Source organism: Stenotrophomonas sp. PE591 (assembly GCF_018320795.1).
GTDB lineage: Bacteria > Pseudomonadota > Gammaproteobacteria > Xanthomonadales > Xanthomonadaceae > Stenotrophomonas > Stenotrophomonas maltophilia.
Map to the genome: position 1 here is coordinate 216,500 of NZ_JAAOKO010000006.1, position 23,416 is coordinate 239,915.

Sequence of the window (23,416 nt, forward strand, 5' to 3'; positions counted from 1 at the left end):
CTTGTGAGGGGGAAGCCGCCGCCGGCCATTGACCGGCGGCGACGGGGTTCCATGTCAGTGGTGGATGGTCGGCTCGCCGTGCTGCACCAGCTGGCCACCACCGTTGCGGGTGACGAACTTGCGCAGGGCCACGTAGAACACCGGGGTGAGGAACAGGCCGAACAGGGTCACGCCCAGCATGCCGGCGAACACGGTGATACCGGTCACCGAGCGCACCTCGGCACCTGCACCGTGCGACAGCACCAGCGGCACGGTGCCGGCGATGAACGCGATGGAGGTCATCACGATCGGGCGCAGGCGCAGACGGCAGGCTTCCAGCGCAGCTTCAACGATTCCCTTGCCGCCCATCTCCAGTTCTCTGGCGAACTCGACGATCAGGATCGCGTTCTTGCACGCCAGGCCCATCAGCACCACCAGGCCGACCTGCACGAACACGTTGTTGTCACCGCCGGTCAGCCAGACGCCGAACAGCGCGGACAGCAGGGTCATCGGCACGATCAGGATCACCGCCAGCGGCAGCGACCAGCTCTCGTACAGCGCGGCCAGCACCAGGAAGGCCAGCATGATCGCCACCGGGAACACGATGAAGGCGGCTTTGCCCTGGGTCGCCTGCTGGTAGCTCAGGTCGGTCCATTCGGTGGTCATGCCCACCGGCAGCACCTTGCCGGCGATCTCGGTCAGCTTGGTCATCGCCTCGGCCGAGGACAGCAGGCGCGGGTCGGCTTCACCGGCCAGGTCCGCTGCCGGGTAGCCATTGAAGCGCAGCACCGGGTCCGGGCCGAAGGTCTGCTTGATGGTGACCATCGAACCGATCGGCACCATCTCGCCGCGGTCGTTGCGGGTACGCAGCTTGCCGATGTCCTCGACCGTCTCGCGGAACGGACCGTCTGCCTGGGCGATCACCTGCCAGGTACGGCCGAACTGGTTGAAGTCGTTGACGTAGGCCGAACCCAGGTAGGTCTGCAGGGTGTCGAACAGTTCGGTGAGCTGCACGCCCTGTGCCTTGGCCTTGACGCGGTCGACCTCGGCATCCAGCTGCGGCACGTTGGCCTGGTAGCTGGAAATCGGGAAGGCCATGCCCGGCGTCTGCGCCACGGTGCCCTGCATCGCCTGCACCGCATTCTGCAGCGCGCCGTAGCCCAGGTTGCCGCGGTCCTCGATGAACATCTGGTAGCCGTTGCCGTTGCCCAGGCCGAGGATCGGCGGCGGCATCATCGCGAAGGCGAAGCCTTCCTGCAGGCCGGCGATCTTCTGGTTGATCTCGGCATTGATCTGCGCAGCGGTACGGCCATGACGCTCGGCGAAGGGCTTGAGCGGAATGAACGCCACACCGGTATTGGGCGTATTGGTGAACTGCAGCGCGTTCAGGCCCGGGAACGAGATGGTGTGGGCCACGCCATCGGTTTCCTGGGCGATCTTGGCCACCTTGCGCAGCATTTCATCGGTACGCGCGATCGACGAACCTTCCGGCAGCTTCACACCGGCGATCAGGTACAGCTTGTCCTGGGTCGGGATGAAGCCCGGCGGCACCAGCTTGAAGATCACGCCGGTACCGACCAGCAGGATCGCGTAGACCACGAACACCGCGCCACGACGGCCGAGGATGCGGGCCACGCCACGCTCGTACTTCTCCGAGCTGGACTTGAAGAAGCGGTTGAACGGGCGGAACACCCAGCCGAACAGGCGGTCGATCAGGCGGCTCGGGCCATCCTTCGGTGCGCCGTGGGCCTTCAGCAGGCGCGCGGCCAGGGCCGGCGACAGGGTCAGCGAGTTGATCGCCGAGATCACCGTGGAGATGGCGATGGTGACCGCGAACTGCTTGTAGAACTGGCCGGTGACACCGGACAGGAACGCCATCGGCACGAACACGGCACACAGCACCAGCGCGATCGCCACGATCGGGCCGGACACTTCGCGCATGGCCTGGTGGGCCGCGGCGGTGGGCGACAGGCCTTCCTCGATGTTGCGCTCGACGTTCTCCACCACCACGATCGCGTCGTCGACCACGATGCCGATCGCCAGCACCAGGCCGAACAGGCTCAGCGTATTGATCGAGAAGCCCAGCAGGTACAGCGCGGCGAAGGTACCCACCACCGACACCGGCACGGCGATCAACGGGATGATCGAGGCACGCCAGGTCTGCAGGAACAGGATCACCACCAGCACCACCAGCGCGATCGCTTCCAGCAGCGTGGAGACCACGGCCTTGATCGAGTCACGCACGAAGATGGTGGTGTCATACACCGCTTCGTACTTCACGTCGGCCGGCATGGTCTTCTGCATCTCGTCCATCGTCGAGATGACCTGGTCACGGATTTCCAGCGCGTTCGCACCCGGCGACTGGAAGATGCCGATACCGACCGCGTTCTTGCCGTCCAGCTGTGAGCGCAGGGTGTAGTCACCCGCACCCAGTTCCAGGCGGGCCACGTCGGACAGGCGCACGATCTCGCCATCGGTGCCGCTCTTGAGCACGATGTCGCCGAATTCCTTTTCGGTCTTCAGCCGGCCCTGGGCATTGATCAGGGTCAGGAACTTGCTGTCCGGCAGCGGTTCGGCGCCGAGCTGGCCGGCTGACACCTGCACGTTCTGCTCGCGCATGGCGCGCACCACGTCGCTGGCGGTCAGGCCGCGCGAAGCCACCTTGTCCGGATCCAGCCAGGCGCGCATGGCGTAGTCGCCACCACCGAAGATCTGCGCATCACCGACGCCCGGAATGCGCGCCAGTGCATCCTTGACGTGCAGGCGGGCGTAGTTGCGCAGGTACAGGGTGTCGTACTTGCCTTGCGGGGAGGTCAGGTGCACCACCATCAGGAAGGTCGGCGACTGCTTCTGCGTGGTCACGCCCTGCCGGCGCACGTCCTCGGGCAGGCGCGCCTGCGCCTGCGCCACGCGGTTCTGCACCTTCACCGCCGCTGCGTCCGGGTCGGTGCCCGGGCGGAAGGTGACGGTCATCTGCAGCACGCCGTCGGAACCGGCGACCGACTTCAGGTACATCATGCCTTCGACGCCGTTGATGGCTTCTTCAAGCGGCGTGGCGACGGTCTCGGCGATGACCTTGGGGTTGGCGCCCGGATAGACCGTGCGCACGACCACCGACGGCGGCACCACTTCCGGGTACTCGCTGATCGGCAGGATTGGAATCGTGATCAGGCCTGCGGCAAAGATCACGATCGACAGCACCGCCGCGAAGATCGGCCTGTCGATGAAGAAACGGGAAAAGTCCATGGAGGAATTCCTGGGAAAGGCATTCGGCGGGCAACAGCCACCCTGCCCCTCGCCGAAATGACGAAGGCAGGGAAGGCTGCCGCTGGCGCCGGCAGCTAAGCGGGGACGCGGATCAGTGCTTCAGGGCGGCGGTGGCATCGCGGCCCGGTGCCGGCGCCGGCTGTGGCTGCATCGCCACCGCCTTGGCCTGCACCGGCATGCCCGGCATGAAGACCTTCTGCACGCCGTCGATGATCACCTTGTCGCCCGCGGCCAGGCCGTGTTCGACAATGCGCAGGCCATCAGCGGTGCGACCGAGCTGGATGTCGCGGCGCTGGGCCTTGCCATCCTTGTCGACCACGTAGACATACTTGCGGTCCTGGTCGGTCAGCACGGCCTTGTCATCGATCAGCAGCGCCTGGAACTGGCCGCTGCCGAGCAGCTGCACGCGGGCGAACAGGCCCGGCGTGAACTGGCGGTCGGCGTTGTCCAGCAGTGCGCGGACGCGGATGGTGCCGGTGCTGCGGGCGACCTGGTTGTCGAGGAAGTCGACCTTGCCCGAGTGCGGGTAGCCCTCTTCGCCGGACAGGCCAACCTTCACCGGCAGTTCGCTGTCACGCTCGCTCGGGCGCTCGCCCTTGCGTGCCATCTGGGCGTAGCGCAGGAAGGTGCTTTCGTCGGCATCGAAGTAGACAAAGACGGTATCCAGCGAGACCAGCGTGGTCAGCACGCTGGCACTGTCGCCGGCGGTGACCAGGTTGCCGGCGGTGACCATCGCGCGACCGGCACGGCCGTCGATCGGTGCACGCACCTTGGTGAACTCCAGGTTGAGCCGGGCCGCGTCCAGCGCAGCCTGCGCGGCCTGCACGGCGGCACCGGACTGGTCGGCGGCCGCGCGACGCTGTTCGGCGGTCTCGGTGGAGATCGCCTGCTGCTCGGACAGTCGCTTGGCGCGCTCGGACTCGCTGCGGGCCAGCGTGGCCTGGGTGCGGGCGCGGGCCAGCTCGGCAGCCGCTCGATCGTACTCGGCCTGGTAGCTGCGCGCGTCGATGGTGAAGAGCACTTCGCCCTTCTTCACTTCCTGGCCTTCGACGTAGTTGACCTTGTCGATGTAGCCGGACACGCGCGGGCGCAGTTCAACGCTCTGCACCGCTTCGACGCGGCCGCTGAACTCGTCCCACTGGCTGACCTGCTTGACCAGTACCGGCGCGGCGCTGACCTGCGGCGGCGGCGGTGCACCGGCTTCTTCGGCGTGGCCGCCGCTGCAGGCCGCAAGCACGGCTGCGGCGAGGATCGACACGCCGACCATCGCAATGCGATGGCCGAAACGATGTGGGGTGGTATTGGGGGAAGTCATGGCATGCATCCGTACGGAGGGGTGGTACAGCTATATGAGAACGTGTTGCAAAAATCGGCGGCGTATCCTGCGACCTCAACCATGGTCGAGGTCAAGCAACGCCTGCGGTATCGCGCCACAAAGGGGGAACTTCCAGGTGCAGGAGGCCGCGCGGCAGTTCGGCATCGCTGCTGTCACAGCGGACGATGGCACGGTTGTCGCGGCAACCATCCAGCAGCGACACAACGCGGCGCCCCACCAGCAGCGAGCTGGGCCACTCGATGCAGGCATTGGCCGCATTGGCCGGGGTGCACACCGGGCTGCAGACTTCCAGCATCTGCGCGCGCACGCCCAGCGCCTGCGCTTCCTGGTGCACGACCTGCGCGTACATGCGCAGCGCGGCGGTGGTGATCGAGGTCTCGCCGTAGCCCGCCCATGGCTTGGCGTTGGCCGGGCTGCCGATCATCACGTAGCGGCGCGCATGCACGTTGTCCTGCAGCAGCGGCAGCAGGTGACGCACCGCGTGCACGTGCGGCATCAGATCGGCCTGCATCGCGCCCATCAGTTCGTCACCGTTGCGGTCGACCACGCGACCGCGGCGGTACGGTCCACCCATTGCGGCGATCACCGCCGCCAACGGGCGCGGGCGCTGCGCGATGCGTTCGGCCAGCGCGCGCGCCGATCCGTCGTCGCTGAGCGACCCCAGCAGCGTCTCCAGGCCCGGCTCGTCAGCGAACTGCTCGTGCAGCGCCGCCAGCCGGCCCGGATCGCGGCCGACAACCAGTACCGCGCTGCCGGCCTCCAGAAGCGCGCCAACCACACCCTGGCCGACGGCACCGGTGCCGCCCAGGACCAGGACTTCAGGCGTCAGCATCCCATTCACGGGACATTTCCTCCCAAATCCGGGATAGTCCCGATTCGGCGCAGGCGGTCACCCTTGTGAGGGGCCAGGCGGATGGCACCGCCACGCTGCTGACGCATGGGCGCGGTAAACTCACGAAAGTCCTTGTGTACCAAGGAACTCGGACGGGCTTCGACGGTCATCGCCAGGTCCAGGGTGTTCTGGCCGGCGTTCCGGAGTCGGGCAAGAATGTTGCGCAGGCTCATGGCGGACGGGCTCCAATTAACGAATGGCGCCACGATAGACCTCAAACCTTTACTTGATTAGTCCTGATTAAGGGGAATAATCATCCCGCTCCCGGTCCAATCGTTCTGTCACGATTGTCCCATCCCCGACGTCCAGGATCCCCGACCATGTCCCACGATCTCAACGAGACGCTGATCTTCGTCAAAGTGGTCGAGCAAGGCAGCTTCATTGCCGCTGCCAAATCGCTCGGCCTGCCCAAGACCACGGTCAGCCGCAAAGTGCAGGAGCTGGAAACGCGCCTGGGCGCGCGCCTGCTGCACCGGACCACGCGCCGCCTCGGCCTGACCGAAGCCGGTTCGATCTACCACGAACATTGCCAGCGCATCGCGCGCGAACTGGAAGAGGCCGAGAGCGCGGTGAGCCAGCTGCAGTCCGGCCCGCGCGGCTGGCTGCGCTTCACCGTGCCCTATTCGATCGGCATCACCTGGATCGCCCCGCTGCTGGGCCAGTTCCATGCGCAGTACCCGGAAATCCGCCTGGACATGCACATGGGCAACGAGAAGCTGGACCTGATTGCAGGTGAAGCGGACCTTGCGCTGCGCGTGGGTGCCCTGCCCGATTCGAACCTGGTCGCGCGCAAGCTCGGCAGCCTGCGCACGCAGGTGTTCGCCAGCCCGGCCTACATCGAACGCTATGGCGAGCCGCTGCATCCGGAGGAGCTGCAGTTCCATCGCATCCTGGCGATGCGCAAGCCGTACCACACCGGCAATTCGCCGCGCTTCACCTGGCAGCTGGGCGAGAACGGCGGCGAGCTGCGTGACTTCCCGGTTACCCCGCTGATGACCGCCAACGACATGTCTGCGTTGAATGGTGCATTGGTCTGTGGTGAAGGCCTGCTGCTGACCGGCGACGTGATGGCCAAGCCGTTCGTTGAATCGGGCATGGTGCGCCGCGTGCTGGCCGGCTGGACCGGCCCGGAAGTGGACTTCAACGCCGTGTTCGCCGGCGGCCGCCTGGTCTCGCCAAAGGTGCGTGCGTTCGTCGACTTCCTTGTCGAAAAGCTCAACTTCGACGCCAATTACATGCTGGCGCAGTGCCCGGGTGCGAAGCTGGCGCAGCAGCAGAAGGAAAAGGAAGACGCCGCTCTGGAAAGCAGCGGCAAGCGGATCCTGGAGAAGGTGGCCGCTTCGGCGGCGTAGCCGGGTTTGTAGAGTCGAGCCATGCTCGACTGCGGTTGGAACGACGCCGACCAAGGCTTCCGGTAGATGCCGACCTTGGTCGGCGCCGTTCGGAGAAGCCTCGAACGGGAACGCTGTCGGCGTGCCGAGCAACGCTCGGCACCCACAAAAATGCCGCCTGCAAGGGCGGCATTTTCGTTCCGGCCGATGGCCGGACCGGCTCAAGCAGTAACGCTACGCGTTATTGCTTGAGCGGAATCACCCGAATCTCGACGCGGCGGTTCTTGGCGCGGCCGGCATCGGTGCTGTTGTCGGCAATCGGGTACGACTTGCCGGCGCCCAGCGTTTCGATGCGCACGCTCTGCACGCCCTGGCCGATCAGGTACTGCGCGACCGAGTCGGCACGTTCCTTCGACAGGCGGTTGTTGACCGCATCGCTGCCGATGCTGTCGGTGTGGCCGACCACTTCGATCATGGTCTGGTTGTAGTCACGCAGGGTGCCTGCCACGCCATTGAGCGCGCCGTAGAACTGCGGCTTCAGGGTCGACTTGCCGAAGTCGAAAGTGATGCCGTCCGGCAGGTTCAGCATGATGTTGTCGCCCTGGCGCTGCACATCGATGCCGGTGTTGGCAGTGCGCTCGCGCAGTGCGCGTTCCTGGCGATCCTGGTACTGGCCGACGGCGGCGCCGCTGAGCGCACCGATACCGGCGCCGATCAGGGCATGCTGGCGGCGCTCGGTGGCGCTGTCGCCGGTCAGCAGGCCGGCTGCCACGCCGATGGCGGTACCGATCAGGGCGTTGCGCCCGGTGCGGTTCTGCTGCTCGGTGGGGTTGCCGTACTGGTCACTCTGTACGTAGGAGCCGCCGGTGGCGCAGGCCGACAGGACGGCCGCGCTCATCAGGGCCAGTGCGACGTTGCGGGTGGTGTTGCGGATCATGAGGTTCTCCTTGGTTTCCGGTCGGCCGGCGGCCTGCGGGCGCAAAGAGAATAAACAGCCCGATGCGATGCCGGAATGATGATCGGGCACACCGACAGGGCCGCGTTCAGCTAACTGACCAGATCGCTCAGGTCGCCCTTTACCCCGCCCCCGACTGGCGGTACGCCGCCAATGCGGCGTCGCGGCCCGCGGCCAGGTCCACCAGCGGCGTACGCGGATAGCCCGGGGCATGTGCCGCCAGCAGCAGCGGATGCTGCCAGGGCGCAAACCGGGCCTTCACCGGCAGCGCGGCCAGTTCGGGCACCCAGCGGCTGATGTACCGTGCCTGCGGATCGAACTTCTCGGCCTGGGTCACGGGGTTGAACACACGGAAGTACGGTGCCGCGTCGGCACCGGTCCCGGCCACCCACTGCCAGCCCATGGTGTTGTTGGCCAGGTCGGCATCGACCAGGGTGTCCCAGAACCAGCGTGCGCCATGCAGCCAGTGCGCGCGCAGGTGCTTGCACAGGTAACTGGCCACGATCATCCGCACCCGGTTGTGCATGTAGCCGGTGTGCCACAGCTCGCGAAGGCCGGCATCGACGATCGGCACGCCGGTGTTGCCGCGCTGCCAGTCGTACAGCTGCGCCTCACTGGGCGTTGCCCATGGGAAGCGATCGAAACGCGGGTTGAGGTTGTCGGTGGGCGTCTTCGGGAAGTGATGCAGCAGGTGGTAGGCGAAGTCACGCCAGCCCAGCTGGCGCAGGTAGCCGTCGATGTCGGCGTCGGTGCCGGCGCTACGCAGCCCTTCCAGCGCATGGGCAATCCGCCAGGGTGCGATTTCGCCGAAATGGAGGTGCGGCGACAGCCGCGAGGTCCCGACACGGTCCGGCAGGTCACGCTGCTCGCGATATCCGCGAAGGGCACCGTCTTCAAAGACGGACAGTGCTTCCAGCGCACCGGCTTCACCCGGCTGCCAGTGCTCCCAGAAGCCGGTATCCCAGTCCAGCGTCGGCGCCAGCTGGAGATCATCCAATGCCAGGCTGTCGACCGCGTGCGGCGCCAGTGCTTCCGGTGCGGCCTGCAGTGCCGGCAGGCGCCAATGACTGAGTACATTGCGCCAGTACGGCGTAAATACCTTGTACGGCTGGCCCTGCCGGGTGGCGATGTCCCAAGGCTCGAACAACAGGCTGCCATTGCAGCTCTGCGCGTCGATGCCCTGCTCGCGCAGCATGCGCTTGATGGTGGCGTCGCGTGGCTGGGTGGCCGGTTCGTACTTGCGGTTCCAGTACACCGCCTCGGCGCCGGTCTGCGCGATCAGCAACTGCAGGGCCGGCAGGCTGTCACCACTGCGCAGCACCAGCGAGGAACCGCGCGTGCGCAGGTCCGCATCCAGCGCGGCCAGTGAACGGTGGCGCCACGCATCGGAGGCGGCACCCGGCGCCCACTCACCTTCTTCGTGCGGCGCATGGATGTAGACCGGCACCACGTCGTGACCGGCATCCAGCGCGGCCTGCAGGGCCGGATTGTCCTGCAGCCGCAGATCACGGCGGAACCATACCAACGCTACCGACACAGGCACTGCCTTCGTTGTGGAAGGCGCACATGATAGCCAGCGGTGGTGAAGGGGATGCGCGCAGACGCCGTCTGCTAGGCTGCACGGCCGCTACCCGTTGGACTCTGACATGGATGATCTGCACGCCTCATTCGCCCGCTTCGGGCTGCTGCATGCGCAGCACGAGCGTGACTGGCAGGGCCCGTTCCCGCTGCCCACGGCACTGGCGTCGTTCTACGCGCAGGTCGGGCCGCTGGGCGAAGAGATCAATGCCAGGGTTGGCCGCGCCGGCATCACCGTTCCCGGCCTTGATGTCTGGATACCGCCACTGCAGCGCCTGTGGAGCCAGCAGGCCGGCTATCGATGGCATGGCGTCAGCGGCGAACGGATCAACGACTGGCCATCGAACTGGCTGGTGATTGCCGATCGTGGCGCTGATCCGTTCATCCTCGACCTGGACGACGGCCGTGTGCTGTTCAGCCACCACGGCGCCGGCCTGCTGGATGCCGGCGAGATCACTGCCGATGTGCCGACCTTGATGGCGGCTCTGGCTGCTGCAGGCACGGTGTACCTCGATGCCGGCGATGACCTCTACAACGACGATGACGATGGCGGCATCCGTCCTGAACACCAGGAGGCAGCCGTACAGGCGGTGGCCCGGGTACTGGGCGACCGCCTGCAGGCCGAGTCGTTCATCGAGACGTTGCTGGACTGAATCCAGCCATGGCGTGGATCTATTTTTCGAAGCGCTTCATCGCTTCGCTGATCAGCGTCCGCGCCTCGGCAGCGTTGCCCCAACCGTTGAGCTGCACCGGGTTGCGCCCGGCCGGCAGGTCCTTGTAGACCCGGAAGAACGCTTCGATGCGCTGTCGTTCGATCTCCGGCAGATCGGCCAGGTCGCGGATGTTGGCGTAGGTCGGGTCAACCTTGTCGGTCGGCACGCCGATGATCTTCTCGTCGTGCTCGCCGCCGTCGACCATCTTCAGGTAGCCGATCGGCCGGAAGCGCACGATCACGCCCGGATGCAGGGGTTCACGGCTCAACACCAGCGCGTCCAGCGGATCGTTGTCGCCAGCCAACGTGCGCGGCATCGAACCGTAGTTGGCCGGATAGGCGACCGGCATCGACTGGAAGCGATCCACGTGCACCAGGCCGTCCTCCTTGATCTCGTACTTGGTGAAGCTTCCGGCCGGAATCTCCACCGCCAGGTTCACTTCCTGCGGCGCCTGCTTCGGCTGCGCCACCAGGAACGGGTGCAGCACGCCATCGGCGGCGGCCACCGCGGTCGCGAGCAGGAGCAGGGCCCCGCCGATGGCAGCCATGGGGACAAGACGGTGTACGGTTTTCATCTGGATCTCCTCCTCATTCCCAGCAGCGATCGGCGCGGCCCTTGGCAGTCTGCGCGCGCGGGCAGTCACGCGGCGTGATGCGGCCTTCGGTCAGCTCCGTGCGCTGCTTGCCGCCCTTGGCGTCGCGACGCAGCTCGAAGGCATCGTAGAGTCGCCCGGTCACCGTGCGGGCTTCATAGCGCAGGTGCTGCGGATCGATGTGCAACACCTGGAACAGCTGGGTGTCCTCGGCCACCGGATCCATCGTCCTACGTGCCTCGTCGGAGAGACGGTACTGCTTCGGCCCCGCCACGGTCACCACATACTGCGGCGTCGCGGCCTGCCCTTCACCACGGCGGCCATAGGTGTGATCGTGGCCCTGCAGCACCAGATCGACGTTGTGGCGACGAACCACCGGCAGCAGCACGTCACGCAATGCGGCGTTCTCGCGCCCTTCGCGCGGCGAATAGAACGGCTGGTGCAGCAGCACGAGCGTCCACGGCTGCGGATTGCCGGTCAGTACCTTGTCCAGCCACTGCGCCTGTGCCTTGGCCGTGCCAAGGTCGAGTGCCGACGTGCCATCGACCACGGCGACGCGCACGCCCTGCGCATCGAACCAGTAGCTGGTCTGCTGTGCGGCGGATGCCCCATTGCCCGGCAGCGCGAACGTCACCGGCCAGTGCCTGCCCAGCACGCGGCGTTCCTGCGGAGTGTCCTCGAACTCCTCGACATACTCGTGGTTGCCGATCGCCGGCGCGACCAGGGTTTCCTGCGCCAGCCAACCGGTGGCGGCAAACCATTCGCCCCACTCGCTGTCATCGGCACCATCGCCCCCACTGACCAGATCGCCAGCGAACAGGCTCAGGCGCGCCTCGGGTGCGGCCTTCTGCGCGGCGCGCACCACGCGGCTGACATGGCTCACGTTCTTGTTCTGGGTATCTCCAAAGTACAGCAGGGTCAGCGGCTGGTCGGGCGCAGCCAGCGTGCGCAGCTGGTTCCAGGCGCTCCAGCTGCCGTTGCCCTGCACGCGGTAGACGTACAGGGTATCGGGCCGCAGGCCGCTGACATCAGCGCGGTGGTGGTGCGACAGCCCGTTCTCGGTCTGCAGCGCGCGGGTCGTGGCGCGCACCTGGCGGATGCCCTCGATGGCCGGTGAATCACCGGCAAGGGCAATCTCCAGCAGCGGCGCCTGCACGCTGCCGTCGGTGCGCCAGGCCACGGCGAACCCATGGCCGGGATCGACTGCCGGCGAAGCGACAATGCGGTCCGGCACCGTCGTCGCTGCGTAGTGGCGGCTGCCCGCCGGCACCTGGGTGTTCGCTTCAGCCGCCGCGAAGCACAACGACGGCACCGCCAGCAGCAGGCCCAGCGCCAACGTACGCATCAGGCAACGACCGCTCACGAACCACACTCCAGCGGCAATGCCAACTGCTTGGCGATGCTCTCCCAGTCGAACGCCACCACGCCCTGGTCGTCATGCACCGCATACAACGCGCCGTGCGGGAAGCGCGCGCTGGGCTGCTGCATCATCCAGATGCCATCGGTGTTGGCCACGGTATTGCCCTGGAACGCGCCGACCGGCTTCAGGGTGTGGCGGTCGAACAGGTGGAACACGCTGCGCTGCTTGCCCTGTTCGGTGGTGATCCACCAACCATCCTTGCCGCAGGTGCGCAGGGTTACGCCTTCGGCCTGCGCCTTGAACACGTCGCGGCCGAAGGTGGTGCCGGTGAAACGCCCGGCCAGCGTGTAGACCTTGAACTCGCTGGCGTAGCCCTCGTCCTCTTCGGCGATCAGCAGGCGATCGTTCTCGGGGTCACCCCAGATCGACTCGACCACGCGCAGGGCACCCGCCTCAGTGGTATCACCGATGCTGGCCACAAGCTTCGCTTCGACCTTCGCGCCATCGCGGGTCACCTGGTACTGGCGCACGCGCTTGTCCAGCTCGGTCAGCGGCGGCAGGATGTCACGGCCCTGTGCATCCTCGCCGTTGTCCCAGGAGTCGGTCACGTAGACGCTGTAGCCATCGGCACGGCGGTCGACCCACAGCCCGTACGGCTTGCGCAGGTCGTCCGCAGCGAAGGTCGCCAGTGGAGTGAAGTCCGGCAGGCTCAGTACCTGCACGCGGTGATTGTCGCGCTCCACGATCCACAGCAGATCGTCGGTCACCGCGATGCCGTTTGGGCGATCGAACTGCCCTGGCGCGGTGCCGCTGCTGCCTACGTCGCGCAGGTGCTGGCCGCTGCTGCCGTCGTAGACCACCAGCTTGTCGGTGGCCTTGGCAGTGGCGATCAGCCACAGCTTTCCGTCAGGTGCACGCCAGGCGGCAGGCGAATCGATGTTGTCAGCCGGCGTCATCGGTGAAAGGAATGCCTCGGCGATGGTGGTCACCGCACGCTCGTTCGTGGCCTTCGCCCCGGGCTTGGCCACGGCCGGCTCATTGCCGTTGGCCGGCGTGCAGCCTGCCACCAACGTCACGGCCAGCAGGGTGGCCAGCAGGGTGATGCGAGGCCCGCTCACAGTGCCACCTTCAGGCCCAGTGCGTAGGTGCGGCCATACTCTTCCATCTGCAGGGTGCGCGAGCGCGTGCCCTGGTACAGCTCCAGCGGCTTGTCCAGCAGGTTCTGTGCCTCGAAATACATGCTCACGCGCGGAGTGAACCTGTAGTCAAGCGAGAAGTCGAGCTGGGTGTTCGGCGCTACGTAGATGTCGAAGGCACGGCCGGCACCGAGGGTGTCCAGGTACTCACTGCGGTGCACGGCTGCCACGCGGGTGCTCAGGCCGTACTTCTCATAGCCGATGTGCGCGCTGTACACGTTCTTCGAGGCGCGCGGCAGGGTGAAGTCCTCACCGGCGCGCTTGGCCAGGCCCGGGTCGAAATCAGTGTCCAGCCAGGTGCCGCTGGCACCCACCAGCAGGCCATCCCAGCCAGCCGGGAGGAACGACAGCTGCTGCTGCCAGTTGAACTCGGCGCCACGCACCTTGGCCTTGTCGCCATTGATCGAGGTCACCACCGGCAGGCCGTCGTAGATGCCGTCGGCGCCAGCCTGGCGGACCTGCACGATGTAGCCGTCGATCGATTTGTGGAACACGCCCAGCGAGAGGATGCCGCTGTCGCCGATGTACTTCTCCACCGACAGGTCGATGTTGGTCGACTCGTACGGATCCAGCTCCGGATTGCCCAAACGCACTTCATTGTCGTTGCGGGCCAGGCCGATGCGCGGCGAGGCATCGCCGAAGCCCGGGCGCGCCACCGTCTTGTTGGCGGCGAAGCGGAACACCCAGTCGTCGCTGGCGTCGTAACGCAGGTGCAGGCCCGGCAGTACGTTGTTGTAGCTCTTGCTGGCGGTGACCCGGGTCGCGGTGTAGGAGCGCCCGTCCTTGGCCACGTCCACGCGATTGCCGGTGGCGCTGAAGCGGGTGTTCTCCACACGCACGCCGCCGATCACGCGCAGCGCACCGATGTCCCAGGTGCCCATCGCATAGCTGGCGAACACGTCTTCGCGCGCGGTGTAGTCGCCTTCCAGAGACGTCGCGGCGTTGCCACCGACATCCTGCGGACGCGCGCTGTATTCGCCACCGTGCTGCGACCAGTAGCTGCGCATCGCCGACGAGTCCATGCCCTGACCCATCGGGCCGTGGCGATGTTCCGGCGAGCCGGTGGTCCAGTCACTGAGCTTGATCGCCGGACCCACGCGCAGCGACGCCTCATCGACATTCACGTCACGGTCGCGCCAGCGCCCGAGCAGGCCGAACTTGTAGCTGCTGTTGTCGCCGTCGAAGCGGATGTTGACCTGCGCGCTGCGCTCCTCGTCGTCCACCCTCTTCGGCTTGGCCACCACACGGTCGAACTTGTAGTTGGCGTTGTCCAGCCACTGGTCGTTGTCGAAGGTGTAGGTGGGCAGGCGGCTGCGCTGGTCCAACGTGCCATTGAAGGCCTTGCCGTTGAGCTTGAAGCGCGACTCGATCTCGTCGTCAACCCGTTCTTCGGTGCGGGTATAGCCGATCTTGTAGTCCAGTACTGCGTCGGTCAGCTTGTTCTCGCCACCCAGGCTGGCGGCGAAGGTGTTCTCTTCCTTGGTCCGGTAGCGCATGCGCTTGTCGATCGAATCCTTCGGCATGCCGGCAAGTCGATACTGGTCGGTGCCGGTGGCGATCATGTCGGCGCTGTTGAAGTTGAAGATCACGCGCTGACGGGTTTCGGCATCGTCGAACTGGCTGTACAGCGTGCGCAGGTAGTAACGGCTGTCCTCGTTCGGGCGCCAGTCGAAATTGAGGTTGGCGCCGATGCGCTTGCGCTCGATCTCGTACTTGCGGTTCTGCAGGTTCAGCGCGGTGATTTCGCCCGGGCGGGTGGTGGTCGGATCCTTGTTCCCGCTGACATCACCGTACTCCACCTCGCTGTTGTCCGATTCGAACGTCCGCTTCTGGTAGTTCACGCCGGCGGCGATGCCGAAGGTGTCATTGAACACTTCGCTGTAGTTGAAGGCGGCCTTCGGGCTGGTCTCGCCCGAAAGCTGCTGGTGGCTGCCTTCGATCTTGCCACGCAGGCTGCGGCCCTCGCGGTCGAACGCCGAGGCGGTCTCGACCAGGATCGCGCCGCCAATGGCGTCGCCCGGCATGTCCGGGGTCGGTGATTTGACCACGCGCAGGCGCTCGGTCGAATCGGACGGGATCACGTCCATCGGTGCGGCGCGGCTGGAGTTGTCCGGTGTGCCGATGGCGATGCCGTCGACGCTGACGCTGTTGAGGTTGGCATCCAGTCCGCGCACGACCACGTAGCGGCCCTCGCCCTGGTCGCGCGTCACGCTGATGCCCGGCAGGCGTTGCAGCGACTCGGCCACGTTCTTGTCCGGGTACTGGCCCAGCGCGTCGGACGACACCGCATCCTCGATGGCGTTGCTGCTGCGCTTGAGGTCCACCGCGCGGATCTGCGATTCAAGCTGGGCGCGCACTTCAATGCGGTCCAGGTCGACCGCATCGGCGGCCACTGCACCGGTGCCGGCAACCGCCTGCTGCCCGGCGGCCTGCAGTGGTGCAGCAGCCCCCATCGCCAGGGTCAGGGTGATGGCAACGGCCAACGGAGTCTTGATATGCACTGGGAATCCCCATTCCTGTTAAGAATGGGTCTGCACGGTATGTCCGCAAGGTTGCATGGCAATGACATGCATCTGCACATTTCATGCGGGCCGTCTCCGGCCCCGGTTTGGGGTTGGGCGCCCAATCCGGCAAAATGGCGTCCTCTCTCCTTATCCCCCTTCCCGACCATGAAGATCGTCGAAGTGCGCCACCCGCTGGTGCAGCACAAGATCGGCCTGATGCGCAACGCTGCGCTCAGCACCAAGGATTTCCGCGAACTGGCCAACGAGCTCGGCACGCTGCTGGCCTACGAGGCCACCGCCGACCTGGACACCGAGCCTCACACCCTGCCCGGCTGGGCCGGTCCGGTCACCGTGCAGCGCATCGCCGGCGCCAAGATCACCGTGGTGCCGATCCTGCGCGCCGGCCTGGGCATGCTCAGCGGCGTGCTGTCGCTGATCCCGGCGGCACGCGTCAGCGTGGTCGGCCTGCAGCGCGATGAGGAAACCCTGCAGCCGGTGCCCTACTTCGAGCGCCTGACCGGCCGCCTGGAAGAGCGCGACGCGCTGATCCTGGACCCGATGCTGGCCACCGGCGGCACCCTGATCGCCACCATCGACATGCTCAAGCGTGCCGGTGCCCGCCGCATCAAGGGCATCTTCCTGGTGGCCGCGCCGGAAGGCATCGAAGCAGTCAAGGCCGTGCATCCGGACGTGGAAATCTACACCGCGGCCATCGATGCCCAGCTCAACGACAAGGGCTACATCCTGCCCGGCCTGGGCGATGCCGGTGACCGCATCTTCGGTACCCGCGTCGGTTGATCCGGTGAACCGGGGTCGGATCCCTTTCGCAGAATGGGCTCTGACCCCACCCCGGATGCCGGCCTACAGGCCGGCCGCGAACGCTTCCAGCTGGCCGATGACGGTGTTCCAGCCGTCGAAGAAGCCCATCTGCTCATGCTGGTCGCGCAGGGCCTTGTCCGGGTGCATCACCTGCGCGGTGTAACGACAGCCCTGGCCCTCATCCTCCATCGAGATGATGGCGGTGAAGCCCAGCCACGGTGACTGCGGCCGCCAACCCGGTCCCAGCATCGAGGTGAACACCAGACGCTGCTGCGGCACGATCTCCAGAAAGCTGCCCGGGTTGTCACTGCTGCCGCCGTCGGGGCCCTGCATGAAGGTGTGGAAGGCGCCGCCCGGGCGCAGGTCGAAGGCACGCACTTCGGTGGACCACGGCTTCGGGCACCACCACTGGCGCAGCAGCTCCGGGTCGGTCCACGCCCGCCACAGGGCGGCGCGCGGTGCGTTCAGTACGCGACTGATGACCAGATCGGTCTCGGGGTTGCTACCTGCGTCTACGGCCATGAGCCTGCTCCTGTCGGTGAAGGGTTTCGACAAACTCGACCATGCGGTCGGCGCGCGCTGCCCACACGACGCGCTGCGCGGCCAGCCATTGCTCGGCCTGGCCCAACCGTTCCGGCACCAGTTCGCAGGTGCGTACACGCCCCTGCTTGCGACTGCGCACCACGCCACTGCGCTCCAGCACGGCCAGATGCTTCATCAGCGAGGGCAAGGCCATCTCAAAAGGCTCGGCCAAGGTCGACACCGTGCGCGGCCCCTGCCCCAGCGCCGCCACGATCGCGCATCGGGTGGGGTCGGCCAGTGCCTGGAACACGTCTTGAATGGCGGGATCATACTTACCCATATGGCTAAGTAATACGCCGATCTGAATGCCCCTGCAAGCGGTCGCTGCCGAGGCACGATTCTTCACGTGGCCTTGCTGCCTGCAGGCCAATGCTCCGCGCACCCGCCACCGCTTGGAGTGCTCTCGATGAAAGCTTCTTTCCTGCTGGCCGCTGTCCTGCTGGTCGGCCTGCCCCTGGCTGCCAATGCCACCACGCCGCAGCAGCAGCGCATGGCCGACTGCTCGGCCAAGAACAAGGGCTTGAAGGGTGACGCCTACAAGACCGCGCAGAGTTCCTGCCTCAGTGGCCACGCTGCCGAAGCCAAGCCGGCCAACGCGCAACAGGAACGCATGCGCAAGTGCAATGCTGACGCGGGTGCCAAGAAGCTGGCCGGTGACGCGCGCAAGACCTTCATGAGCAGCTGCCTGAAGGCGTCGTAGCATCGCTCGTCCAGTTCAATCGAATGGGGGCAGAGCCCGTTGCACAGCAATGGCATTCGACCCCATTTGAATATCGATATCTGACAGATGTGCCGACCAACGGTCGGCACCCACCAATAGCCACCGGCCACCTGTCAGAGATGGGGGCGGTGTGGGTGGGCAGGCGCCGTGGATGGCGCCATCGAGCCCCCATGGATGGGTTCACGGCGTGTCCTGACCACCCACACCGCCCCGCCATCCCACGGAATGCCGTTCTTGATCTTGCTTCGGCTTCTGCAGGTGCAGGGAGCAGCCCTGCCGAACACCCGTCACCCCAGCGCGCGCGCCTTCAATTCACCCTGCTCGTGCAGGGTCACGAAACGCCCCTTGTCATCGCGACCCAGCTGCGCCAGCGCCACCTGCGGGTCGTGGGTGAAAAACAGATGCACGTTGCGCGCCAGCTTGTCCTCAAGGAACTGCCGCTTCTCGTCGATCAGGAGCTCGGCATTGCGGTCGTAGCCCATGGTGATCGGCACGTGTACCCATGAGCGCCCCGGGATCAGGTCGGCACAGAACACCACCCCGCCGTGCGCATCTTCGCCGGCGTGCGCGTGGCCGACGATCTCGGCCAGCATCAACCCCGGCGTGTGGCCATCGCTGTAGCTGAAGCGAACGCTGCGACCCAGAACCTTCGAATACTCGCCGTCCACTACTTCCAGGCGACCGCTGGCCTGCAGCAGGCCAGGCAGCTCCGGAATGAAGCTGGCACGGTCGCGCGGATGCGGCTGCATGGCGCGCTGCCAATGCTGCGCACCGACCACATAAGTCGCATTGGGGAACAGCAGTTCCGGCTCACGCCCTTCGCTCCATGCCGCCAGCAGGCCACCGGCATGATCGAAATGCAGGTGGCTGAGCACGACGACATCAATATCCTCGTGCTCGAAACCTGCTTCGCGCAGCGAATCGATCAGTACGTGCTGGCTTTCCTGCACGCCATAGCGCTCACGCATGCGCGGATCGAAGAACGCCCCGATACCGGTTTCAAACAGCACGGTCTTGCCTTCCAGCGGGCTGGCAAGCAGCGCACGGCAGGCCAGCTCGATGCGATTGAGCTCGTCCGGTGCCGCCCATTTTTCCCACAACGCGCGCGGCGCGTTGCCGAACATCGCGCCGCCGTCGAGGCGCTGCGAGTTTCCACGAATAGACCAGAGTTTCATGTGTCGATTATCGGCGCCGGCTCGTTAAATAATCGCTAGAAAGGAAACAGAAAACCCCGCCGTCAAGGGCGGGGTTTCGGTAAACAGCCAGATTGGCGGCCAGCGGCCGGCACGACCGGATCAGCGTGCCGGCACGACCAGGGCGCTGCCCACCGGGTTGCGCGGGTCGCTGCCGCCAAACAGCTTGTTGGCCTTCCGGTCCCATTCCACGGTCTGCAGGTTGCCCCACACGTGGCTGGACCCGCGGCCCCCGGCGGCCACATTGCCCGGCAGATCGATCTTGTGACCCATCGCCTGCAGCTGCTTCACCGTGGCCGCGTCGAATGCATCGTCCTCGGCTTCGATCAGGTCCGGCAGCCACTGGTGGTGGTAGCGCGGCAGCGCGGCAACCTGCTGCGCGTCCAGGCCGGCGTCGTAGCCGAGGATGCCCAGCAGCACCATGGTGATGATGCGGCTGCCACCCGGGGTGCCCAGCACCACCACCTTGTCGGCGTTCTCCATGAAGGTCGGGGTCATCGAGCTGAGCATGCGCTTGCCCGCCTTCGGCGCATTGGCCTCGTAGCCCATCACGCCGAACGCGTTGGGCGTGCCCGGCTTCAGCGCGAAGTCGTCCATCTCGTTGTTCAGCAGCACGCCGGTACCCTTCGGAATCAGCCCCGAGCCGTACAGCAGGTTGACGGTCTGGGTCGCGCCGACCCGGTTGCCGTCACGGTCGATGATCGAGAAGTGCGTGGTCTCGTCATCTTCCAGCGGGGTCGGGTTGCCCGACAGCAGGTCGCTGGGCGTGGCCTTCTCCGGATGGATGGTCGCCCGCAGGCCCTGTGCGTAGTCCTTGCTGGTCAGCACCTTCTGCGGGATCTGCACGAAGTCCGGATCGCCGAGGAAGAAGGTGCGGTCACGGTAGGCACGGCGCATCGACTCCACCACCAGGTGGGTGCGGTGCGCCGGGTCCATCTTGTTGATGTCCCAGCCTTCCAGGATCTGCAGCATGCTGGCCAGCGCGATGCCACCGGACGACGGCGGCGGCGCGGTGGTGATCTTCCAGCCGTTGTAGTTGAACACGATCGGTTCGCGCTGCTTCACGCGATAGCCGGCCAGCTCTTCAGCGGTCCACTTGCCGCCGGCCTGCTTCACGCCGGCCAGCAACAGCTTTCCCGTCTGGCCCTTGTAGAAGCCATCGAAGCCACCTGCGGCCAAGCGCTCCAGCGTCTGTGCCAGCTCCGGCTGCTTGAACAGGTCACCGCTGGCGATCGGCTTGCCATTGCGCAGGTAGACCTCACGGGTGCCGGGGTAGCGCTCCATCACCTCACGGCGAGAGGCATAGCCCTTGGCCATGCGGTCGTAGACCGGGAAGCCTTCGCGCGCGATGCGGATCGCCGGCTGCAGCGATGCAGACAGCGGCAGCTTGCCGTGCTTGGCCGACAGCTCGACCAGCGCCGCAGGCAGGCCCGGGATGCCAGCCGACCACGCGCCGTTGACCGAGCGGTCACGGTCGAGGTTGCCCTGCTTGTCGAGGAAGGCCTGCGGCGTTGCCGCGGCCGGCGCGGTCTCGCGCGCGTCCAGCATCACGTCCTTGCCGGTGGCCGCGTCGTGCAGCAGGAAGAAGCCACCGCCGCCCAGCCCGGAACTGATCGGCTCGACCACCGCCAGCGTGGACGATACCGCCACCGCGGCGTCGAAGGCGTTGCCGCCCTGCGCCAGGATGTCGATGCCGGCTTGGGTGGCCAGCGCGTGGCCGCTGGCAATGGCCGCGCCGTCGGGGCGCTCGGCACGGGCCGGGCCGTCGGCCCAGGCGATCGGGCTCAGCAGCAGGCCGAGCAGCAACAGGGGGCGGACGATCAGCGTCTTCATTCGGATGGAGGCTCCGCGTAGAGTTCGGGGTGATCGTGCTGCAGCTGGCGCAGCTTGGCCAGCAGCTGGTCTTCCGTTTCCACGATCTCCGGGTCCGGATCGATGCACTCGACCGGGCAGACGACCACGCACTGTGGCTCGTCGAAATGACCCACGCATTCGGTGCAGCGCGCAGGGTCGATCACGTAGATGGTTTCACCCATCGCAATGGCCTGGTTCGGGCAGGCCGGCTCGCATACGTCGCAGTTGACGCAGAGCTCGTTGATTTTCAGCGACACGGCGATACTCCTCGCCCGCGCCCTGGGACAAAGGACCGGCCAGCGCGGGCGCGCGGGCCGGTCAGGTCATCAGCGGCGCCCTTGCAGGACGCCGCCTGGGCCATGCCGGAGCATGGCCGCCATGGCTCGGTATTACTTGGCTTCGACGAAAATGTACTCGGCGCCGGTCGGCTGGATCGCAGCCTGCACACGGGCGTTGTCGGCCGACTGGCCGATGAAGACGACGCGCACGCCCTTCATCGAATCCGGCGACACGTCCTTGAACACGGCCTGGATCATGTCAGCCATCTTGCCCGAGGCCGACGAACCGAAGGCCAGCATGTTGCCCGGCTGCACGCCACGGGCCACGGCCTGGGTCGCGCTCTCGGTCTGGCGCTCGTACTTGGCCTGGAAGTCCGGATCCGATTCCGGCGAGAGGTAGTACAGGAACGGGCTGTTGGTGATGTTGCCCATGTTCTGGATGGCCACTTCCTGCAGGTACTTCTTCCAGCCTGCATCATCATCCTTGGCCGGGGCGACCAGGGCCTGCTTGGCCTCGTCGACCGGAGCGGCCTCTTCCTTCTTGCAGGCGGTGAAGGCCAGGGCCAACGAAGCGATCAGCATCGCGCGCATGGTGGTGTTCATGGGTTTCCTCCCGGAATGGTGCGTGGTGTTGTACGTAATGGGGTGCGGGTACAGCAGGACTTACGACTGTGCCGCCTTCGCTTCGCGGACCTTGCGCAGGGCTTCGAGCACCGCGGCCGGCACGAAACCGGACACGTCGCCGCCCAGGCGCGCGATCTCGCGGACCAGCGAGGACGAAATGAAGCTGTGCTGCTCGGCCGGGGTCAGGAACAGGGTCTCGACCTCGGGGATCAGGTGGCGGTTCATGCTGGCCATCTGGAACTCGTACTCGAAGTCGGACACCGCGCGCAGGCCACGCAGCAGCACCCCACCCTGGACCGAACGGACGAAATGGGCCAGCAGGGTGTCGAAGCCGATGACCTCGACGTTGCCATGGTGGCCCAGTGCGCCACGCGCCAGCTGCACGCGCTGCTCCAGCGGTAGCGCCGGGCCCTTGGACGGGCTCTGCGCCACGCCCACCACGACCTTTTCAAACAGCGGCGCGGCCCGGCTGACCAGGTCGATATGACCGTTGGTGATCGGGTCGAACGTGCCGGGATAGACGGCAATGCGGCGGTTGGCCACGGTCATGGGCGGATGCAGATGTTCAGATGAGGTCAAAGTGTAGCAGTGGCGCGGCGGTACAGGGCAAAGCGCACCTCGCGGGTGCCGCCCTCGCGGTGCAGCAGCCAGTCCGGCGGCAGCACCGGAACGTGGCCGGCCGGCGATTCCAGGTACAGCCAGGCATCGGCGGCCAGGTGCCGCGGCAGCTGCGCCAGCACGTCCTGCCACAGGCCATCGGCGAACGGCGGGTCGATGAAGACCAGATCGGCCTGCTGCGCGGGTGCGCCCTGCAGCCAGCCCAGGGCATCGGCCTGCACCACGGTGACCTGGTCGGCGGCCTGCAGCTTGGCCACGGCCGCGGTCAGGTTGCGTCCCAGCTGCGCGTCGCGCTCGACCAGGGTGGCGTGGGCAGCACCGCGCGAGACCGCCTCCAGGCCCAGCGCGCCACTGCCGGCGAACAGGTCCAGCACCCGCGCGCCGCCCAGTCTGGGCATCAACCAATTGAAAAGGGTCTCGCGCACGCGGTCACTGCTGGGCCGCAGCCCCGGCAGGGTCGGCACCGGCAGGCGGGTATTGCGCCAGCGACCGCCGATGATGCGGACCTGGCCGTCATTGCCCCCACGGCCGCTCACAGGCGCCCCCGGCGGGGTTCATTCGAGAATTTCAGCATGAGCGGGATTGTAGTCGTCCGGGCGGCGCCCGGAACCCGCAGAGGCCGAAGCAACAGCCAGAGCAACGGCAAAAGCTGGTTTCCTGTGGGTAGGCGGGGTGGGCCAGGTTGTGGGGGACGCCGTAAACCCGTCCATGGGGGCTTGGCCGCGGCATCCATGCCGCGGACTGATCTGGCCCCCCGTCAGCGGACGCCAAGAAGCGATACTTTGATCGCACTTGGAGGTCCCTTATGTCCCGTATCACCCGTCGTAGCTACACCGATGAGTTCAAGCACCAAGCCGTCGAGTTGGCCGAGTCGCTCGGGCCTGCCGCAGCGGCCCGTCAGTTGGAGATGTCGGTCAAGACGCTGGCAAACTGGCTTGACGCGGTCCGTGCTGGCCGGTCGTTGACCTCTGAGGCTCGCAGGCCAGCCACCGACCTGGAAAGCGAGATCAGCCGCCTTCGGGCC

The 23,416-nt window shown here is 66.4% G+C and carries 23 protein-coding genes; 5 read left to right on the top strand and 18 right to left on the bottom strand.

Annotation, left to right across the window (positions count from 1 at the left end):
* Window positions 1-54: 54 nt before the first annotated feature.
* The 4 genes from JLDANKMP_RS15810 to JLDANKMP_RS15825 form a co-directional block, all read right to left on the bottom strand.
* Window positions 55-3,225: a multidrug efflux RND transporter permease subunit gene (locus tag JLDANKMP_RS15810; RefSeq protein ID WP_005409111.1), complete on the bottom strand. Its 3,171-nt coding sequence runs from the start codon at window positions 3,223-3,225 to the stop codon at window positions 55-57.
* Window positions 3,226-3,337: 112 nt separating this feature from the next.
* Window positions 3,338-4,561: an efflux RND transporter periplasmic adaptor subunit gene (locus JLDANKMP_RS15815; RefSeq protein WP_005409110.1), complete on the bottom strand. Its 1,224-nt coding sequence runs from the start codon at window positions 4,559-4,561 to the stop codon at window positions 3,338-3,340.
* A gap of 91 nt (window positions 4,562-4,652) precedes the next feature.
* The gene (locus JLDANKMP_RS15820; RefSeq protein ID WP_212561608.1) at window positions 4,653-5,423 is read right to left on the bottom strand and encodes an SDR family oxidoreductase; all 771 of its coding nucleotides are present in this window, start codon (window positions 5,421-5,423) and stop codon (window positions 4,653-4,655) included.
* Window positions 5,420-5,647: a hypothetical protein gene (locus JLDANKMP_RS15825; protein ID WP_005409108.1), complete on the bottom strand. Its 228-nt coding sequence runs from the start codon at window positions 5,645-5,647 to the stop codon at window positions 5,420-5,422. The genes JLDANKMP_RS15820 and JLDANKMP_RS15825 overlap by 4 nt, the downstream gene beginning before the upstream one ends.
* A gap of 147 nt (window positions 5,648-5,794) precedes the next feature.
* Here JLDANKMP_RS15825 and JLDANKMP_RS15830 point away from each other — a divergent pair, with 147 nt between their 5' ends.
* The gene (locus JLDANKMP_RS15830; protein ID WP_005409107.1) at window positions 5,795-6,826 is read left to right on the top strand and encodes a LysR family transcriptional regulator; all 1,032 of its coding nucleotides are present in this window, start codon (window positions 5,795-5,797) and stop codon (window positions 6,824-6,826) included.
* A gap of 220 nt (window positions 6,827-7,046) precedes the next feature.
* Here the strand turns inward: JLDANKMP_RS15830 and JLDANKMP_RS15835 are convergent, their stop codons facing one another.
* A complete protein-coding gene (locus JLDANKMP_RS15835; protein WP_005409106.1) occupies window positions 7,047-7,742 on the bottom strand; it encodes an OmpA family lipoprotein in 696 nt (231 codons plus the stop codon).
* Window positions 7,743-7,881: 139 nt separating this feature from the next.
* A complete protein-coding gene (locus JLDANKMP_RS15840) occupies window positions 7,882-9,297 on the bottom strand; it encodes a deoxyribodipyrimidine photo-lyase (RefSeq protein WP_212561609.1) in 1,416 nt (471 codons plus the stop codon).
* Between the two features lie 109 nt (window positions 9,298-9,406).
* Here JLDANKMP_RS15840 and JLDANKMP_RS15845 point away from each other — a divergent pair, with 109 nt between their 5' ends.
* The gene (locus JLDANKMP_RS15845; protein WP_212561610.1) at window positions 9,407-9,991 is read left to right on the top strand and encodes a hypothetical protein; all 585 of its coding nucleotides are present in this window, start codon (window positions 9,407-9,409) and stop codon (window positions 9,989-9,991) included.
* Between the two features lie 19 nt (window positions 9,992-10,010).
* Here the strand turns inward: JLDANKMP_RS15845 and JLDANKMP_RS15850 are convergent, their stop codons facing one another.
* Genes JLDANKMP_RS15850 through JLDANKMP_RS15865 form a run of 4 tightly spaced genes read right to left on the bottom strand, consistent with a single transcriptional unit; the run spans window position 10,011 to window position 15,700 of the window.
* On the bottom strand, window positions 10,011-10,625 hold the full coding sequence (locus JLDANKMP_RS15850; RefSeq protein ID WP_212561611.1) for an inorganic diphosphatase: 615 nt from the start codon (window positions 10,623-10,625) through the stop codon (window positions 10,011-10,013).
* A 13-nt stretch (window positions 10,626-10,638) separates the two neighbouring features.
* Window positions 10,639-11,988: an FN3 domain-containing metallophosphoesterase family protein gene (locus JLDANKMP_RS15855; protein ID WP_217482223.1), complete on the bottom strand. Its 1,350-nt coding sequence runs from the start codon at window positions 11,986-11,988 to the stop codon at window positions 10,639-10,641.
* A 14-nt stretch (window positions 11,989-12,002) separates the two neighbouring features.
* Window positions 12,003-13,121 (bottom strand): phytase, encoded by a 1,119-nt coding sequence (locus tag JLDANKMP_RS15860; RefSeq protein WP_212561612.1) that lies wholly within the window; start codon window positions 13,119-13,121, stop codon window positions 12,003-12,005.
* Window positions 13,118-15,700, bottom strand: coding sequence for a TonB-dependent receptor (locus JLDANKMP_RS15865; protein ID WP_212561613.1), 2,583 nt, complete (start codon window positions 15,698-15,700; stop codon window positions 13,118-13,120). The genes JLDANKMP_RS15860 and JLDANKMP_RS15865 overlap by 4 nt, the downstream gene beginning before the upstream one ends.
* Before the next feature lie 168 nt (window positions 15,701-15,868).
* On the opposite strand from JLDANKMP_RS15865, the gene upp reads away from it, so the two are divergent.
* Window positions 15,869-16,501, top strand: coding sequence for a uracil phosphoribosyltransferase (upp, locus tag JLDANKMP_RS15870; protein ID WP_005409099.1), 633 nt, complete (start codon window positions 15,869-15,871; stop codon window positions 16,499-16,501).
* Window positions 16,502-16,564: 63 nt separating this feature from the next.
* On the opposite strand, the gene JLDANKMP_RS15875 is transcribed toward upp, so the two are convergent.
* Window positions 16,565-17,044 carry an SRPBCC family protein gene (locus tag JLDANKMP_RS15875; protein WP_005409098.1) on the bottom strand — a complete coding sequence of 160 codons (480 nt, stop codon included), beginning with the start codon at window positions 17,042-17,044 and terminating at the stop codon, window positions 16,565-16,567.
* On the bottom strand, window positions 17,025-17,384 hold the full coding sequence (locus tag JLDANKMP_RS15880) for a metalloregulator ArsR/SmtB family transcription factor (protein ID WP_012479781.1): 360 nt from the start codon (window positions 17,382-17,384) through the stop codon (window positions 17,025-17,027). Before JLDANKMP_RS15880 ends, JLDANKMP_RS15875 begins: the two co-directional genes overlap by 20 nt.
* A gap of 126 nt (window positions 17,385-17,510) precedes the next feature.
* Between JLDANKMP_RS15880 and JLDANKMP_RS15885 the strand changes: the two genes are divergently transcribed.
* Window positions 17,511-17,804: a PsiF family protein gene (locus tag JLDANKMP_RS15885; protein WP_005412985.1), complete on the top strand. Its 294-nt coding sequence runs from the start codon at window positions 17,511-17,513 to the stop codon at window positions 17,802-17,804.
* Window positions 17,805-18,112: 308 nt separating this feature from the next.
* Here JLDANKMP_RS15885 and JLDANKMP_RS15890 read toward each other — a convergent pair whose 3' ends face one another.
* The 6 genes from JLDANKMP_RS15890 to rsmD form a co-directional block, all read right to left on the bottom strand.
* Complete coding sequence (locus JLDANKMP_RS15890) at window positions 18,113-19,000, bottom strand: MBL fold metallo-hydrolase (RefSeq protein ID WP_005412984.1); 888 nt, start codon at window positions 18,998-19,000, stop codon at window positions 18,113-18,115.
* 120 nt (window positions 19,001-19,120) lie between these two features.
* Window positions 19,121-20,851 carry a gamma-glutamyltransferase gene (ggt, locus tag JLDANKMP_RS15895; protein ID WP_212561614.1) on the bottom strand — a complete coding sequence of 577 codons (1,731 nt, stop codon included), beginning with the start codon at window positions 20,849-20,851 and terminating at the stop codon, window positions 19,121-19,123.
* The gene (locus tag JLDANKMP_RS15900) at window positions 20,848-21,129 is read right to left on the bottom strand and encodes a YfhL family 4Fe-4S dicluster ferredoxin (protein WP_004153175.1); all 282 of its coding nucleotides are present in this window, start codon (window positions 21,127-21,129) and stop codon (window positions 20,848-20,850) included. The genes ggt and JLDANKMP_RS15900 overlap by 4 nt, the downstream gene beginning before the upstream one ends.
* Before the next feature lie 132 nt (window positions 21,130-21,261).
* Window positions 21,262-21,753: a hypothetical protein gene (locus JLDANKMP_RS15905; RefSeq protein ID WP_005409092.1), complete on the bottom strand. Its 492-nt coding sequence runs from the start codon at window positions 21,751-21,753 to the stop codon at window positions 21,262-21,264.
* 60 nt (window positions 21,754-21,813) lie between these two features.
* Window positions 21,814-22,323, bottom strand: coding sequence for a pantetheine-phosphate adenylyltransferase (gene coaD, locus JLDANKMP_RS15910; RefSeq protein WP_005409091.1), 510 nt, complete (start codon window positions 22,321-22,323; stop codon window positions 21,814-21,816).
* 26 nt (window positions 22,324-22,349) lie between these two features.
* Complete coding sequence (gene rsmD / locus JLDANKMP_RS15915; RefSeq protein ID WP_212561615.1) at window positions 22,350-22,928, bottom strand: 16S rRNA (guanine(966)-N(2))-methyltransferase RsmD; 579 nt, start codon at window positions 22,926-22,928, stop codon at window positions 22,350-22,352.
* A 269-nt stretch (window positions 22,929-23,197) separates the two neighbouring features.
* Between rsmD and JLDANKMP_RS15920 the strand changes: the two genes are divergently transcribed.
* Window positions 23,198-23,416 (top strand): transposase (locus tag JLDANKMP_RS15920; RefSeq protein WP_212560668.1); only part of this gene is annotated, 219 nt, incomplete at its 3' end.

Coding starts and splice junctions, on each gene's coding strand:
- JLDANKMP_RS15890 (WP_005412984.1), bottom strand. CDS start 19,000: ATGAAACTCTGGTCTATTCGTGGAAACTCGCAGCGCCTCGACGGCGGC.
- JLDANKMP_RS15875 (WP_005409098.1), bottom strand. CDS start 17,044: ATGGCCGTAGACGCAGGTAGCAACCCCGAGACCGATCTGGTCATCAGT.
- JLDANKMP_RS15825 (WP_005409108.1), bottom strand. CDS start 5,647: ATGAGCCTGCGCAACATTCTTGCCCGACTCCGGAACGCCGGCCAGAAC.
- JLDANKMP_RS15905 (WP_005409092.1), bottom strand. CDS start 21,753: ATGAACACCACCATGCGCGCGATGCTGATCGCTTCGTTGGCCCTGGCC.
- JLDANKMP_RS15830 (WP_005409107.1), top strand. CDS start 5,795: ATGTCCCACGATCTCAACGAGACGCTGATCTTCGTCAAAGTGGTCGAG.
- JLDANKMP_RS15810 (WP_005409111.1), bottom strand. CDS start 3,225: ATGGACTTTTCCCGTTTCTTCATCGACAGGCCGATCTTCGCGGCGGTG.
- ggt (WP_212561614.1), bottom strand. CDS start 20,851: ATGAAGACGCTGATCGTCCGCCCCCTGTTGCTGCTCGGCCTGCTGCTG.
- JLDANKMP_RS15880 (WP_012479781.1), bottom strand. CDS start 17,384: ATGGGTAAGTATGATCCCGCCATTCAAGACGTGTTCCAGGCACTGGCC.
- JLDANKMP_RS15855 (WP_217482223.1), bottom strand. CDS start 11,988: ATGCGTACGTTGGCGCTGGGCCTGCTGCTGGCGGTGCCGTCGTTGTGC.
- JLDANKMP_RS15850 (WP_212561611.1), bottom strand. CDS start 10,625: ATGAAAACCGTACACCGTCTTGTCCCCATGGCTGCCATCGGCGGGGCC.
- JLDANKMP_RS15845 (WP_212561610.1), top strand. CDS start 9,407: ATGGATGATCTGCACGCCTCATTCGCCCGCTTCGGGCTGCTGCATGCG.
- JLDANKMP_RS15815 (WP_005409110.1), bottom strand. CDS start 4,561: ATGACTTCCCCCAATACCACCCCACATCGTTTCGGCCATCGCATTGCG.
- JLDANKMP_RS15835 (WP_005409106.1), bottom strand. CDS start 7,742: ATGATCCGCAACACCACCCGCAACGTCGCACTGGCCCTGATGAGCGCG.
- upp (WP_005409099.1), top strand. CDS start 15,869: ATGAAGATCGTCGAAGTGCGCCACCCGCTGGTGCAGCACAAGATCGGC.
- JLDANKMP_RS15885 (WP_005412985.1), top strand. CDS start 17,511: ATGAAAGCTTCTTTCCTGCTGGCCGCTGTCCTGCTGGTCGGCCTGCCC.
- coaD (WP_005409091.1), bottom strand. CDS start 22,323: ATGACCGTGGCCAACCGCCGCATTGCCGTCTATCCCGGCACGTTCGAC.